This window comes from Grimontia sp. SpTr1 (assembly GCF_947387585.1).
Classification (GTDB): domain Bacteria; phylum Pseudomonadota; class Gammaproteobacteria; order Enterobacterales; family Vibrionaceae; genus Enterovibrio; species Enterovibrio indicus.
This window is the reverse complement of record NZ_CANDOD010000018.1, coordinates 25,299-40,568: the sequence shown is the minus strand read 5'-3', so window position 1 is coordinate 40,568 and position 15,270 is coordinate 25,299. Positions and strand designations below refer to the sequence as shown.

The 15,270-nt window shown below is 50.9% G+C and carries 15 protein-coding genes; 5 read left to right on the top strand and 10 right to left on the bottom strand.

Annotated elements, in window-relative coordinates:
- Window positions 1–41: 41 nt before the first annotated feature.
- A complete protein-coding gene (locus QL223_RS20855; RefSeq protein ID WP_281545845.1) occupies window positions 42–617 on the top strand; it encodes a thioredoxin domain-containing protein in 576 nt (191 codons plus the stop codon).
- Window positions 618–679: 62 nt separating this feature from the next.
- Here QL223_RS20855 and dctP read toward each other — a convergent pair whose 3' ends face one another.
- From dctP to QL223_RS20825, 6 genes are all read right to left on the bottom strand, one after another.
- A complete protein-coding gene (dctP, locus tag QL223_RS20850; protein WP_281545844.1) occupies window positions 680–1,771 on the bottom strand; it encodes a TRAP transporter substrate-binding protein DctP in 1,092 nt (363 codons plus the stop codon).
- 91 nt (window positions 1,772–1,862) lie between these two features.
- The gene (locus QL223_RS20845; protein WP_002540010.1) at window positions 1,863–3,149 is read right to left on the bottom strand and encodes a TRAP transporter large permease; all 1,287 of its coding nucleotides are present in this window, start codon (window positions 3,147–3,149) and stop codon (window positions 1,863–1,865) included.
- A gap of 38 nt (window positions 3,150–3,187) precedes the next feature.
- Entirely contained in the window at window positions 3,188–3,718 is a 531-nt protein-coding gene (locus QL223_RS20840) for a TRAP transporter small permease (protein ID WP_281545843.1), read from the bottom strand.
- Window positions 3,718–4,191, bottom strand: a complete 474-nt coding sequence (locus QL223_RS20835; protein WP_281545842.1) for a flavin reductase family protein — start codon at window positions 4,189–4,191, stop codon at window positions 3,718–3,720. Before QL223_RS20835 ends, QL223_RS20840 begins: the two co-directional genes overlap by 1 nt.
- Complete coding sequence (locus tag QL223_RS20830) at window positions 4,188–5,090, bottom strand: aldo/keto reductase (protein ID WP_281545841.1); 903 nt, start codon at window positions 5,088–5,090, stop codon at window positions 4,188–4,190. The genes QL223_RS20835 and QL223_RS20830 overlap by 4 nt, the downstream gene beginning before the upstream one ends.
- Complete coding sequence (locus tag QL223_RS20825) at window positions 5,090–6,247, bottom strand: LLM class flavin-dependent oxidoreductase (protein ID WP_281545840.1); 1,158 nt, start codon at window positions 6,245–6,247, stop codon at window positions 5,090–5,092. The genes QL223_RS20830 and QL223_RS20825 overlap by 1 nt, the downstream gene beginning before the upstream one ends.
- A gap of 234 nt (window positions 6,248–6,481) precedes the next feature.
- On the opposite strand from QL223_RS20825, the gene QL223_RS20820 reads away from it, so the two are divergent.
- The 4 genes from QL223_RS20820 (at window position 6,482) to QL223_RS20805 (ending at window position 9,926) form a co-directional block, all read left to right on the top strand.
- Window positions 6,482–7,189 carry a GntR family transcriptional regulator gene (locus QL223_RS20820; RefSeq protein WP_281545839.1) on the top strand — a complete coding sequence of 236 codons (708 nt, stop codon included), beginning with the start codon at window positions 6,482–6,484 and terminating at the stop codon, window positions 7,187–7,189.
- Between the two features lie 50 nt (window positions 7,190–7,239).
- Window positions 7,240–8,373, top strand: coding sequence for a Gfo/Idh/MocA family oxidoreductase (locus QL223_RS20815; protein WP_281545838.1), 1,134 nt, complete (start codon window positions 7,240–7,242; stop codon window positions 8,371–8,373).
- Window positions 8,374–8,688: 315 nt separating this feature from the next.
- Window positions 8,689–8,997 (top strand): hypothetical protein, encoded by a 309-nt coding sequence (locus QL223_RS20810; RefSeq protein ID WP_281545837.1) that lies wholly within the window; start codon window positions 8,689–8,691, stop codon window positions 8,995–8,997.
- A gap of 155 nt (window positions 8,998–9,152) precedes the next feature.
- The gene (locus QL223_RS20805; protein ID WP_281545836.1) at window positions 9,153–9,926 is read left to right on the top strand and encodes a siderophore-interacting protein; all 774 of its coding nucleotides are present in this window, start codon (window positions 9,153–9,155) and stop codon (window positions 9,924–9,926) included.
- Between the two features lie 66 nt (window positions 9,927–9,992).
- Here the strand turns inward: QL223_RS20805 and QL223_RS20800 are convergent, their stop codons facing one another.
- The 4 genes from QL223_RS20800 to QL223_RS20785 are packed head-to-tail and all read right to left on the bottom strand — an operon-like array spanning window position 9,993 to window position 15,250.
- Entirely contained in the window at window positions 9,993–10,235 is a 243-nt protein-coding gene (locus QL223_RS20800) for a formate dehydrogenase subunit delta (RefSeq protein ID WP_002539997.1), read from the bottom strand.
- Between the two features lie 12 nt (window positions 10,236–10,247).
- Window positions 10,248–13,121, bottom strand: coding sequence for a formate dehydrogenase subunit alpha (gene fdhF, locus QL223_RS20795; protein WP_281545835.1), 2,874 nt, complete (start codon window positions 13,119–13,121; stop codon window positions 10,248–10,250).
- A gap of 18 nt (window positions 13,122–13,139) precedes the next feature.
- A complete protein-coding gene (locus tag QL223_RS20790) occupies window positions 13,140–14,738 on the bottom strand; it encodes an NADH-quinone oxidoreductase subunit NuoF (RefSeq protein WP_281545834.1) in 1,599 nt (532 codons plus the stop codon).
- Window positions 14,735–15,250, bottom strand: coding sequence for a formate dehydrogenase subunit gamma (locus QL223_RS20785; RefSeq protein WP_046305974.1), 516 nt, complete (start codon window positions 15,248–15,250; stop codon window positions 14,735–14,737). Before QL223_RS20785 ends, QL223_RS20790 begins: the two co-directional genes overlap by 4 nt.
- Window positions 15,251–15,270 lie beyond the last annotated feature (20 nt).

Sequence of the window (15,270 nt, the reverse complement as noted above, 5' to 3'; positions counted from 1 at the left end):
TTAGCTCAACACAATAACAACGAGCTAAGGACAAGGACGTTATGAGCATACCCATTCCCCACCGCCCAAGTGGTGTTCTACTTGGTGACCCAGCCGCATCCGTTACCATCGATGTTTTCGTCGACATTCAATGCCCGCATTCACGCGCTATCTGGCCGAACCTAATGGCGGTAATGGAACATTACAAAGGGCAGTCCGTGAGCCTGAAAACTCACCTCATTACACTAAGTAACCACCGTCAGGCGTGGGACATGAGTTTGGGGTTATTTGCTTTGGCAGAGGGTGATTCAGAGAAGTTTTATCGCTTCGCCACCTTCCTGTATGAGCGGCAGGATACGTTCTACAACGGCCAGTTTCTCCATAAGACCCATGAAGACTTGAGAAACTTGGTTGCTGATTATGCCGTGGAACATGGCAAAGTTGACCGTGAAGCTTTCATCGAGCGAATGGACAGCAGCGATGTTTACGTGCAAGGCAGAACACCAATTCGCTATGCGGCGACACGATCAGTCTGGGCTACACCCACGGTGTTTATTAACAATGCGGGCTTGGTTCCGGTCGACCACCATTCCAGCTTGGAAGACTGGCAGGCGGCGATTGATCCCTTGTTGAAATAGCCAAACTGAGTAAAAAGAAAAATCAGCCCCGAGAGGCTGATTTTTTATTCCCTTACAAACCGTTAAGAGAGGTCTGCTTTATCCGCTGCGGCTATCTGTTGTTGCGCTTTTTCGGATTCTGATTTGAGCAAATCAAACCACTTCTTGCCGTCTTTCACGTTCTCTTGGAACCAGATATAAACCGGCGCTGCGGATTCCTGGAACTTGGCTTTTTCTTCCGGAGTAGGCACGTAAAGCTTACCGCCGGCTTTCTTGAAGGCATCGTAAGCAGCAATCGATTTACGCTTCGGAGAAGCAAACGTTGCCTGTTGCAGTGCACGGAAACCATCGACAACCACTTTACGTAGCTCTGGTGGCATATCTAGGAAAGCTTCGTTGTTCATATACCAAAGCGCTGACATGTAGGCATGGCCGTCTAAAGTCACGTATTTCAAACCTGCCTCTGGGAACTTCATGCCCATGATATCGGTGATACCGTTTTTCGAGCCTTCAACCACACCCGTCTGGAATGAAGTGTAAAGCTCAGGCCATGGGATTGGCGTTGGGCTTGCACCCAGTGCTTTCACCAGTTCCTGCGGCAAATCAGCAACCACGGTGCGGATCTTCAGGCCTTCCAAATCACTTGGCTGTTTCACCGTGCGTTTGGTATTGGCAAAGTTACGCCAGCCGCCAGTGTTACCAATCGCCATCAAACGCAGTTTGTCGTCTGTGTCCGCAAGGATTGCTTTACGCAGTTCACGCACGAAATCGCCTTGCAGCACAGCTTCTGCAGTGCGGTCATCTGGCAGGACATACGGAAGGTCGAGAACCTGAATGTACGGGAACATGTTCGCCGCACCGCCAGAGGTAGAAATGTAGATATCGACTGAACCGTCTTCTACCGCCTGAATACACTCGGTACCGTTACCGCAAAGCTGGGTACCGATATAGAGATCAACTTTGATTTTGCCGTTCGAGTGAGATTCAACGAAGTCTTTAAAGACGATCAGACCATCATAGTCTTCGTCATTTTCGTTGGAGTTAGCCACTGCGCGAAGGTTGAAGTCCGCCGCCATGGCAGGCACTGACAATGCTGTGGTGGTCATTAATCCAGCCAACAACGCCAATGCACTTCCCTTCAATGCTGAACGCATTTTATTTACCGTTATTTTCATACTTCACCTTTTCACTTCCGTGATTGCCAGCCCAAAGGCTGTTCCACATAAGGTGAGAACTTACGTTCTCGGTTGCTTTAAAAATCCTGAATCATGCCAGACCCAACCATTGCGGAATGGTCATAGAAAGAGACGGGAAAAACGTAATCAGGAAGATCACTACCACTTCCACTGCCAGGAACGGCAGAATCGCACGGGACAACGTTTCGACTTTCTCGCCGGATACGCTTGAAGCCACAAACAATACCAGTCCCATTGGAGGCGTCGCCAAGCCCACCGTGAGGTTCACACTCATGATGATGGCGAAATGCACTGGGTCTATGCCCAGACTGACAAAAACTGGCGCCAGAATTGGCCCCAGAATAATGATGGCCGGACCTGCATCGAGGAACATGCCAACAATAAAAAGCAAAATGTTAATAAGGAACAATAAGATCAGCGGGTTCTCACTGATACTCAGCGTCCAATGCGCCATGGATTCTGCCGCATGGGAAAGCGATACCACGGTTTTGAACGCGAGTGCCGCGCCAACCAAAAGCAGAATCACAGCAGACGACTTGGCACTTGCGGTAAAAATGTCCGGGATGTCTTTCAGCTTCACAGTACGAAGCACGAACATACCGACGACCAAGGTATAAAGCACCGCAACGGCAGAAGCTTCGGTCGGTGTAAAGATTCCACCCAAGATGCCGCCCAAAATGATCACGGGTGTCAGCAATGGCCAGAATGCCTTTCTGGTGGCTGTTCCGCGTTCACGCCATGTCGCTTTTTCACTGGCAATTGGCAGGTTCTGGCTTTTCGCCAGCAACGCGATCAACAGCATCAAGCCACCACCAATCATCACACCCGGAACCACTCCCGCAGCAAACAGTGCTGCCACGGAAATTTCCATGGTGTAGGCGTAAATAATCATGATGCCGGAAGGTGGAATGATTGGGCCAATCACCGAAGAAGCCGCGGTAATGGCTGCCGCGAACTTACGCGAGTACCCGTTCTTCTCCATCGCAGGGATCATCATCGAACCAATAGCAGAGGTATCCGCCACGGCAGAACCGGAAAGCCCCGCAAACAGCATGCTCGACATCACATTCACATGCGCCAGACCACCGCGTACATGACCAATAAGTGACTGCGAGAAATTCACCAGACTCAGGGTTATACCGCTTCGGTTCATCACCTCACCCGCGAGCATGAAGAATGGAATGGCCATCAGCGGGAAAGAGTCGATTCCGTTGTAGATATTACGGAATAGCAAGGGAATATCCCTGTCCATGCCTTCTGCATAAAGCATGAAGCCCGGAGCGGCGAGCAGCGCGAAAAACACCGGCATGCCGACGAGAAGAAAAACCAAAAACAGAGGTAGAAAGAAGATCAACATTTACAGCCACATCCTTATGATTACCAACGCCTGACTACTCAGCTTTCTCCAGCTTGCGCAGCGATGGCACCCTCTTCTTTATGAGTAAGCGCTTTCAGGAACATTTCTAAATTAGCGAGCAACATGGTGCCAAAGCACACCGGCATCGCGAGATAGATCCACGCCCGTTTCAGCGGAAAAGATGCTGCACGGGTTCGAAAGCCGCGGTCAAAGAATTCCAGTGCGATGGAGAACAGTTGGATCAGAACAGCAAAGGCAATCACCAGCAGCAGAATGCGAATCACCTGTGCCACCTTTGGCGACAGATAATTGAAAATCATATCGATAGAGACAAACATGCCCTTTCGATACGCCTGCCCTGCAACCAATGCCATCATCCAAATCATCAATGCCCGGGCGACTTCTTCCGGCCAAGGCAATGCAGCATTGAACACATAGCGACACACCACCTGCAGTAGAATGCTGGACACCATCAAGGCCACCAGCACCCAAGCTACGGATGCGCCAATGCGATCCAATGTGTTATTGACGGTTTCCAGCACCGAAATGACTGACTTCACCACTGCCATTAAGCGACTTCTCCTACCTTGCCGAAGCGGCTGCGTTCAAACACCAATCCATCACCCTGCTGCGAGTGAAAGTCGGTCACTTTGCCAAGCAGGATGTCATGATCACCCGCACTGACGACGCCGTTTAAGTCGCAGTCAAACCAGGCTACAGCACCTTCAATGATGGCGCGGCCACTCGGTGCCCGCTGGATTTCAACCCCACTGAAGCGCTCTTCATGGCTGCCACGGCAGAACTTCATTGCAAGCTCAGAGTGTTCCACCGCCAGCACGCTCACTGTGTAGCCACCAGACTCCAGAATCGGTTGTTTGGTTGACGATGTGCGGTTGATGCTCCAAAGCACAATCGCCGGCTCCAAAGAAACAGAGTTGAAAGACGAGCACGTCAATCCATAATCCTGCCCTTCATGGCGCGCTGTAATCACTGTCACGCCGGTAGCAAAGCAGGAAAGTGCGTTTCTCAGTTCGCGACTCATGCGACTTCCTCCCCTGCTGCAGCCGTCCAAAGTTCAAACCAGGTCTCTCTATCTATCGAGACTTTCAGCGCGTCGCTTATGCCACGAATACGTTCAAGATTGTTGGTACCCAACACAGGCAAAATGCCTACAGGGTGAGCGAGTAGCCAAGCAATCGCCACGGCATCAATACCGACATCGAACTTCTCGGCCTCACGATGCAACAAAGGTTTCACGCGCTGCGCCGCCTCGCTGTTGCCAAATAATTCGCCGCCAGCCAATGGCGACCATGCCATCGGCTTTATGCCGCCTTTTTGCATGAATGCCACTGTACCGTCGGTAAAGGACTCCCGGGTCATCAGGCTCATTTCAATCTGGTTGGTCACTAATGGATGACGCATACCAGATTGCAGCAACTCCCAATCCCACGATTTAAAGTTCGACACGCCAACCGCTTTCACCAAGCCTTCATCTATCAGTGAATCCAGCGCATTCCCTGTTTCACTATGATCCATAAACGGATCCGGGCGGTGTATCAGCAGTAAGTCTAGGTGGTCAGTTTTCAGGTTTTGCAAAGAGTTGGTAACTGACTGACGAATATGCGCTTCTGAGGTGTCGTAGTATTTAACACGACGGTTCGGGTATTTTTCTGACAGCAGCATGATGTCGCATTTCGACACCAACTGAATCTGGTCACGCAGTGAAGGAGTCGCTTCGAGCACTTGACCAAACACCTCTTCACAGGAGTAGTCACCATAGATGTCAGCGTGATCAAAGGTGGTGATCCCTTGCTCCAGACACGCATCGACTTTCGCGCGAACATGCGCCTCTGAGGTGTTCTCATCATCCGACAAACGCCAAACGCCATAAACCAGACGGCTGAATGCAGACAGTGACGGATGCAGTTCTGTGTATTTCATTATTTGCGCTCTCCTGCGCCAAGTGGAGTCAAAGGGGTGGTTGCCGGAACACGGCCGTATTCTTCAGGCATTGAGCAGGTCTTCAGCTCAGGTAGAATTTTCTGTCCGACAATTTCACATTCAGATTGGTGTGGGTAGCCAGAGAAGATAAAGGCCCGGATACCCATTTTCTTATAGCGTTCTATCTTGGTCAGCACCTGATCGACACTACCTACCAATGCTGCACCGCAGCCAGAACGGGCGCGGCCAACACCGGTCCAAAGGTTTGGTTCTGTAAAACCAAACTGGTCTGCCTGCTCACGCTGTTTAGACTGAAACGCTACGCCAAGACTTTTCGAGTCCAACGCGCGCTCGCGAATCGATTGACCAAAATCGTCGTCGAGCTTTGATACCAGAGACTCAGCATATTCACGGGCTTCGGCTTCAGTATCTCGAACAATCATGTGAACACGAAGGCCATAGTCGAGTGTGCGTCCATGACGTTGCGCCACTTCATTAACCGCTTTCATGCGTGATTCCAGCATGTCTTCGGTTTCTGGCCACATCAGGTACACGTCGCAGTCTGAACCACACAGTTCAAGGGCATCTGGAGAATAGCCACCGAAGTAAAGAAGTGGGCCGCCGTTTTGCTGATAGGGACGAACAGGATCGGCAGAAAGTGTGTCGAGTTTGTAGATTTCTCCGTCGTAACGGATTTCATCTTGCGTCCAGGCTTGACGAAGAATATCGACCACTTCTTTTGAACGGCGGTAGCGGTAAGCGCTATCCGCTTTCTCGCCAGGGAAATCAGAGGAGATGACATTCAGCGTCAAACGCCCTTTCATGATGTGATCAAGCGTCGCGACTGAGCGCGCTAACATGGCGGGGTGTACTTCTCCACAACGAATTGCTGCCAGCAAATTGATACGCTCAGTAAGCGGGCCCATCGCGGAGGCAAACGTCAGTGTGTCTTGCCCAACCTGATACGAAGACGGGCAGAGAATGTTGCGAAAGCCCTGCTTCTCGGCAGTCAAAACGATATCTCGGGTGTTTTCCCAACTGCTTCGCAACGCACCATCAGGCACACCCAAATAGCGATAATCGTCGCTACAAAGCGGCGCAAACCAAGATACCTCGGCGGCATCTAACCCCTCACTCGTGATAGGCACGACACTCATCTGAACTCTCCTGTTCTTATTGTAAAAAGCCAACCAACGTTATTGTTCTTGTTGCTTTTCATTCCCATCAAAATGAAAATGATTAGTGAATGAATTGTTAATAAATGCTATAAGATTTACAAATAAAGTAAATCAATGATGAATGAATTCATTCACTCTCTGAGCGAGGAAACAGAAATAAGCTCAGTAACCTTCTAATATATCGACGGTTATTAATTTTGAGATTTTCAGAAAATGAGTGAATCAACACGATTACCCTTGTTCATCCAGATAAGCGAGTTGTTGCGCAGAGAAATCTCGGCAGGTTATTGGTTGCCGGGAGAAAGGCTGCCTACTGAAGCGGAACTGGCAAAAAAGCTGGGGGTTGCTGTCGGCACGCTGCGCAAAGCGCTGAACGAGCTTGAACAGAATGGATTGCTGGAAAGGATTCAGGGCTCCGGCACTTATGTGAAAAACACGCCTGATAATTCGGCGGTGTATCACTTTTTCCGTCTAGAACTGAAATCAGGTGGTGGCTTGCCAAACGCCGACTTTCTTAGCGTGGAGCAACACACCAACACCTATGTGGCGTCTTTGTTGGGGCTGGAATCAAACGCACAACTATGGCGTTTCCGCCGCTTGAGAAAACTCGACCAGCAACCTGCTGCCATGGAAGAAATTTGGATCAGCGGTGAGCACAAAGACGACATCGCCCCAAACGATCTCGTGGAATCACTGTATGTGTATTACCGCGAAAAGCTTGGCTTTTGGATTTCAAAGGTGCAGGACAGCATCACGGTCGATCATGTACCGGACTGGAAGCACCAAGACTTTAAACCTGAGATTGGCTCTGCATGCGGCTACATAGAGCGCTTGAGCTGGTCAAACCGGGACCGTATCGAAGAAGTATCTTTCACTTGGTACGACCCGGTAAACGTGCGCTATGCAGCGCGATGGACATAACGACAACGATAGCCTCTCAGGCTACCAAACAAACGTAAGGGACGGACTGAATGACAGATCAAGTAATTCGCTACGGCATCCTCGGCTGCGGCATGATGGGACAAGAGCACATTCGGAATATTCAACTTCTAGAGAATGTTGATATCACCGTGCTTGCCGAACCTAACGCAGAAATGCGCGAAAAAGCGCAGACGTTGGTGCCAACCGCCCGCACGGTTGAAGGTTTGGATGAATTACTTGAAGCGAACGATGTCGATGCCCTCGTTATCGCAACCCCTAACTTTCAGCATGCCGAGCAATTACTTGGCATCATGAGCCGCTGCTCACTGCCGATCTTGATTGAGAAACCCATCTGTACCCAGATTGATGATGTGGCGCGTTTGGTAGAAGCTGCAAAATCCCACCCTGCTCCGATTTGGGTTGCGATGGAATATCGCTACATGCCACCAATCACCTTGTTGCTCGACTTGCTGGCACAAGGCGAGATTGGCCAGCGCCATCTGTTTTCAATTCGCGAGCACCGCTTTCCTTTCCTGCATAAAGTGGATGACTGGAACCGTTTCAACCACAAAACCGGCGGTACACTGGTCGAGAAATGCTGTCATTTCTTTGATCTGATGCGACTGATGGCCGACGCTAACCCTGCTCGAGTCTTTGCTTCCGGCAGTCAAGCCGTCAACCACAAGGATGAGTCCTATAACGGTGAAGCACCGGACATCCTCGATAATGCTTATGTCACCGTGGAATTCGACAACGGCACCCGCGCCAGCTTGGAGCTTTGCATGTTCGCTGAGGGCTCGCGCTATCAAGAGGAGATCAGCGTTGTCGGCGACAAAGGCAAGGTGGAATGTCTGGTTCCCGGCCCCGGCCGTTTCTGGCCGACAGAAACCCTTGGCGAGCCCCCTGTCGCCCAAGTCATTTCCAGCCCCCGCGAGCCTAAGGGCCCAAAACAAATGGAAGTGCCTGTAGACCCTACTCTCCTCGAAGCTGGCGATCACAACGGTTCCACTTTCTACCAACACCAGAAATTCCAGCGCGCAGTGTTAGGTAAGCAAGAAGTTGAGGTGTCATTGGAGGATGGCTTGAAAGCCGTGGTAATTGGGCTGGCGGCGCAGGAGGCTATTCGTACTCACAAAGTTGTAACGTTTATCGATAGCGGCCTCGGCTTCAAGGCCGCAAACTAATTGAGTCGTCACTTACCCAATAGAAACAATTCTACCGATGGCGTTCTTGTATACATGAACGCCACATGAATCACACTTTTCGTCAACTCAAGTGTAAAAGTAAAAAACTCTCGCTATTGTCTACTCTGTAACTCCGTACAGCATTTTATATCGCCTCTTATTACCCACCCGCGTAGACCGTCCTAAATCAAAATTCTTGCACCAAGTTTTTGAACGAGTCCCACGAATTTTTCCGATTTTTTTTCTATCGGTGCACACATATCGTTATCCCTGTAGCAACACGAAATCAATAACAATGCAATTGGAGATACGATTATGAAAACGACAATGACTGCAATCAGCCTGGTATTCGCTTCAATGTCTGTAACGGCAATGCCAAGCCACGGTCTTGATGTTTCAGTTGATGCTCGCAATGGTGCAGCTATCATCGAAGTACTTCGTGACGGTCAACCAGTCGAAGGCGCAAATGTTTCTGCGAAGAACTTTACGCAAAGCACAAACGAGAATGGCACCACGTTTTTTAACCTGCTGTCTAACCGCTCGCAGTACGTAGATTTCACCATTACTGACGATCAGGGCAACACAGAGACCGTACGCAAGTACGTTCCACGTGACCGCAGTTAATAGCTAACAAGCCAAGTAAAAAGACTCCTTTGGGAGTCTTTTTTGTTTCCGGCGACAGCCAACAATGTAAATTTACGCAAATGATAATCGTTATCATTGAATTCTTCACAAAGGCGACGTATTTTAGGGTGAAGTAAAGTAGTCAGAGAAGAATAATGAAGAAACCGAACCCGATTCAGCTTACTGTCGAAGCAAGCACAGCCATTACCCCCAACATGCAGCGTATCGTGATGCATGGCGAAGCGCTTTCCCGCTTTCCTGCCAACTGCGAAGGCGGATATATCAAGTTAATGTTTGCGCCGGACGGCAGCACAAATCTGAGTTCACTTCCAGCGGGCGAAAGGCCTGTTATGCGCACCTACACTATCCGCGAGTTGGATTTCAGCACACACATGATCACAGTAGACTTTGTCCGCCATAAGGTCGATGACTGTGGCTGCGGCCATGCCGCGCGCTGGGCAATGAATGCCAAAGTTGGCGATACCATGACGATTGCTGGCCCAGGCACCATTCAGGAAATCAACAAAGAAGCAGATTGGTTCTTTATGGCTGCCGATATGACCGCCCTTCCAGCACTGTCTGTCAAAATTGCTTCGCTACCTCAACATGCAAAAGGCCATGCGGTCATTGAAGTGCTTTCTCAAGACGACATTCAGCCGATTCAAGCCCCAGAAGGGATGCAAATCGACTGGCTGGTTAAAGGCGAAAAAACACTGGCAGAGCAAGTTAAGGAAAAAGAATGGCTGGATGGTAATGCTGCCATCTGGTGTGCTTGTGAGTTCGATTCCATGCGTGCACTTCGTCAATATTTCCGTAATGACAGAGAAGTCGATCGGGACAACATCTACATCAGCAGCTATTGGAAAAATGGCGTAACAGAAGAAGGCCACAAAGTGATCAAGCAGAAGGATGCTGAGGCTATTGCTTAAAGATCATCTTCGCTTATCTAAAATGCCGCGTTATTACGCGGCATTTTAGTTTTACCCTATACCCAACTAACCCGCTTTGAGCTTATATTCCTCAGCCAGCATTTCCGCCGCTTTTTCAGCGATGGGGTTCAACAGCCCACTTCCCAGCGCAGCAATAAGACTCTGCTTCATGTCGCGCGACCAGAAGCGGCGAATGTGGGAAGCGACTTCGTCGACCGTCTCTTGCTCGGTTCTGCCATGCTCGAGGTTGTCAGCGATTTGGTTCGCCATCGCATAAAGGCGTTCGTTACGATGAAGTTCACCGTCCATGTTCACTCCTGCTTAATCGCTGCTGTCTTGTATCGCCGCAGATAAATGGGCTTGTTGTTGTTCGTCGAACTCACGGAAACGTTGTTGCCAATCCGCCGGTTCCACTGCCACTTTCACCTGCACCGCCGTCACTTTGTATTCAGGGCAGTTTGTTGCCCAATCTGAGTTTTCTGTGGTGATCACATTGGTGCCGGAAACCGGGTGATGGAAGGTGGTGTAAACCACGCCCGGTTGCATGCGATTGCTAATTTTCGCAGGCAAGGTAATCTCACCCGCGCGGCTAGCAATCCGAACTGGAGAGCCATCTGTAACACCGCGATCTTCCGCATCCAAAGGATGAATTTCCAATACGTCTTCCTGATGCCATTGGCTGTTGTCGGTACGACGTGTCTGAGCACCGACATTGTATTGCGATAGGATACGCCCTGTGGTCAGCAGCAATGGGAAGCGTTTATTCACTTTCTCTTCTGTTGCCACGTACTCCGTCACCACAAAGCTGCCCTTACCTTTCACAAATCCGCCGATGTGCATGGTTGGGGTCCCTAGGGGCGCTTCATCGTTACACGGCCACTGGATTGAGCCCAGCTCATCCAGCTTTTCATAACTGACACCATGGAAAGTCGGGGTCAGCTTGGCGATTTCATCCATGATTTCGGAAGGATGCTTGTAATGCATCTCGTAGCCAAGGGCGTTGGCAAGATCCATGGTCGCTTCCCAGTCTGCTTTACCGGAAAGTGGAGCCATCACTTTACGCACCGGCGAGATACGGCGCTCTGCATTGGTAAAGGTACCGTCTTTCTCCAAGAAGCTGGCACCCGGTAGGAATACATGCGCAAACTTCGCCGTTTCGTTGAGGAAGATGTCCTGAACGATCAGGCATTCCAGCGATGTCAGCGCCGCTTCGACGTGTTGGGTATTCGGATCAGATTGGGCGATGTCTTCACCCTGCACATACATGCCTTTAAATCGACCTGCGATAGCGGCGTCGAACATGTTAGGAATGCGAAGCCCAGGTTCATCATCAATTGGCACACCCCATTCACCCTCAAACAACGCACGTACTTCTGGGTCTGACACATGACGATAACCCGGCAACTCGTGGGGGAACGAGCCCATATCACAGCTACCTTGCACGTTGTTCTGACCGCGCAGTGGATTCACGCCCACCCCTTCACGACCGACGTTACCTGTCGCCATTGCAAGGTTGGCAATTGCCATGACCGCTGAACTGCCTTGGCTGTGCTCTGTCACCCCGAGGCCATAGTAAATAGCGCCGTTTCCAGCTTTGGCATACATACGCGCGGCTTCACGGATCAGCATGGCGGGAACGCCTGTGGCACTTTCCATCGCTTCCGGTGAATGATGTTCATCAGCAATAAAGTCGCGCCATTTTTTGTACGCTGCCATATCACAACGCTCTTCAATGTAAGACGTATCTTCCAACCCTTCATTGATGATGACGTGCGCCAACGCATTCAACACGGCGACATTGGTGCCCGGACGCAATTGAAGATGGTATTGCGCGCGAACATGCGCTGCGTTGACCAGATCAATTTCGCGTGGGTCGATAACAATCAGTTTTGCGCCGCTACGGAGACGACGTTTAAGCTGGGATGCAAACACCGGATGACCATCAGTTGGGTTGGCCCCAATAACAATAATCGCATCGGCTTTTTGGACAGATTCGAAGGTCTGTGTCCCTGCGGATTCACCCAGTGTGGTTTTTAGGCCATAACCCGTGGGAGAGTGACAAACACGGGCACAGGTATCCACGTTGTTGGTACCAAAGCCTGCGCGAACCAGTTTTTGCACCAGATAGGTTTCTTCATTAGTGCAGCGGGAAGAGGTGATCCCACCCAGCGCATTCGCGCCGTGTTTATAGCGGATCGCTTTGATCTTGTCTGCGGCAAAGCCAATCGCTTCTTCCCAACTCACCTTGCGCCAAGGCTGATGAATAGAATCGCGGATCATCGGGTCAGTCACACGATCTTTGTGGGTTGCATAGCCAAAGGCAAAACGCCCTTTCACACAAGAATGCCCCTGATTCGCTTTTCCGTCTTTGTGGGGCACCATTCGGATCAATTCATCACCGCGCATTTCGGCACGGAATGAACAACCAACGCCGCAATACGCGCAGGTCGTCACGCGATAATGGCTCGGGGTGCCCAGCTCTATCACGCTGTTTTCTGTCAATGCAGCCGTCGGACAGGCTTGTACGCATGCACCACAGGACACGCATTCAGAGTCCATAAACGATTCTGACCCTGCGACGATACGGGATTCAAAACCCCGGCTTTCCACTGTCAGTGCGTGTTGACCCTGAATCTCTTCACAGGCACGCACACATCGGGAACAGACGATGCATTTGCTGGTTTCAAAGGTGAAGTAAGGATTGGAGGTGTCCTTTTCCATGTTGAGGTGGTTGCTACCTTCGAATCCGTAGCGCACGTCACGAAGACCAACCGCCCCCGCCATGTCCTGCAATTCACAGTCGCCATTCACCGCACAGGTCAAACAATCCAGTGGATGGTCTGAAATGTATAACTCCATCACGTTACGGCGTAACTTGCGCAGCGCTTCATTTTGTGTGGTGACTACCATGCCTTCAGCAACGGGTGTGGTGCAGGCGGCGGGTTTTCCGCGCATTCCTTCAATTTCCACCACACACATACGGCATGAGCCAAACGCTTCGAGTGAATCAGTGGCACACAATTTGGGAATTTGAATATTCAGCATGGTAGACGCATGCATGACCGACGTGCCTTCTGGCACTGAGATTGGCCAGCCATCAATGGTCAGTGAGATTTGCTTAACGTCTTCGCCTTTTACAGCAGGCGTACCGAAGTCTTTGCTGCCTTGCTCAATGGGAATATAGAACTCAACCATTGTCTTCTCCTCAACGGCTTACTTGCCGCCACTGTTCACCTGGGCACCCGCATCTTTCGCGAGCCCGAAATCTTCTGGAAAGTGCTTCAATGCGCTTTTCACCGGAAACGGCGTCATGCCGCCCATAGCGCAGAGTGAGCCCTGCTCCATGGTCTCGCAGAGATCATCCAGTAGCTCTTTACGTTCCAGCTTGTCATCGCCTTGCGCATCCAGCAGTTGGTCAATCACTTCCGCGCCTCGGACTGCACCAATACGACAAGGCGTGCATTTCCCGCAGGATTCCAGCTCGCAGAATTCCATCGCAAAACGCGCCATCTGGCTCATGTCGGTTTGATTGTCGAACGCGACAATGCCACCGTGCCCCAACATGGCTCCACGAGCAGCGAGATGTTCGTAATCCAAATCCGTATCCCAGTCATGTTCAGCAATGTAAGCGCCAAGCGGCCCACCTATTTGGACGGCTTTAAGGGGCTTTCCTGTCTTACTGCCACCACCGAAATCAAACAAGAGTTCGCGAATCGTCACGCCAAAAGCCAACTCAAACAGACCGGGACATTTCACATTCCCCGCCAGTTGGATTGGCATGGTGCCGAGGGAGCGGCCCTGGCCAAAGTCTTTGTAGTAATCCGCCCCTTTGGACAGGATGATAGGTACCGAAGCCAGCGAAATAACGTTATTGATGACGGTGGGTTTACCAAATAGACCTTCAATGGCCGGAAGTGGTGGCTTGCTTCTTACCAATCCACGTTTGCCTTCCAAGCTTTCCATCAGTGAGGTTTCTTCACCGCAGATATATGCCCCAGCGCCCATCCGAAGCTCTAAATCGAAATGTTTGCCGCTGCCGCAAATATCCGCCCCGAGATAGCCCGCCGCATAAGCCTTTTCTATCGCTTGGGTGAAGATCTTACAGGCATTCGGATACTCAGATCGGGTGTAGACATATCCCTGTGTGGCTCCGACAGCGATGGCGCAAATGATCATCCCTTCAATCAGGGTGAACGGGTCACCTTCCATCAGCATACGGTCGGCAAAAGTTCCGGAATCGCCTTCGTCTGCATTACAAATCACGTACTTTTGACCTGCAGGTTGGTCTGAAACGGTTTGCCACTTAATGCCGGTTGGAAACGCCGCACCACCGCGACCACGCAGGCCAGAGGTTTTTACTTCGTCGAGAATGTCCTGAGTACTCATGCCCAGCGCTTTTTCCAGCCCGACGAACCCACCTTTGCTGCGGTAATCTTCAACATCTAACGGGTCAACAAACCCGACACGTTCAAACGTCAGCCGTTGTTGTTTTTTCAGCCAGGGGATTTCGGTGGTCAACCCTAAACAAAGTGGGTGCTCCAACGCAGCGCTGCCCGCTTCATCTAGCGCAAAGAAACGGAGCGCTAATAGGGAATCCACGTCATCTTCGAAAACCGGACCAAAGGCCACTCGACCTTGAGCCGACTCCACTTCAATCATGGGTTCGAGCCAGAACAAGCCGTGGGAACCGTTACGGACAATAGTCAAAGATTCGCCCATGGTGACGGCACTATGAGCCAAACGTTGAGCGACTTTCTCAGCGCCACGGGAAACAGAAGAAGAGTCGAGGGGAACATAAATGCGATAACTCATGGCGCTTTCACCTCGATCACTTGGGTGAGCAACGAATCGACAAGGTTGTCGAATGCCTCATCGTTCATTTCACCGTGGATATCATCACCGACTCTCACACACGGCGAGTACATGCAGTTGCCCAGACAGTAAACGGGTTCGAGAGTGAAGTTGTTATCTTTAGTCGTTTCATGAAAGCCAATACCCAGTCTTGAGGCGGCGTGCTTTTCAAGAGCACGCGAGCCCATCGACTGACAAGATTCAGCGCGGCAAATTTGAATGACATGTCCGCCCGGTGGCTGATTGCGGAACTCATGGTAAAAGCTGATCACGCCATGCACATCGGCATTGGACAAATTCAGTCCGTGCGCAATCATCGGCACTGATGCCGGAGGCACATAACTCAACTGATGTTGAATGTGGTGTAACACTGGCAACAACGCGCCCGGCTTGGCTTTAAGCGAATTGATCGCTTCCGCCACGACCGCGCGCTCTTGCTCCGTCAAAGCGCTACGCTGACCTTGGTTTTCCATTGGCTTTCCTTGCTTTCCAA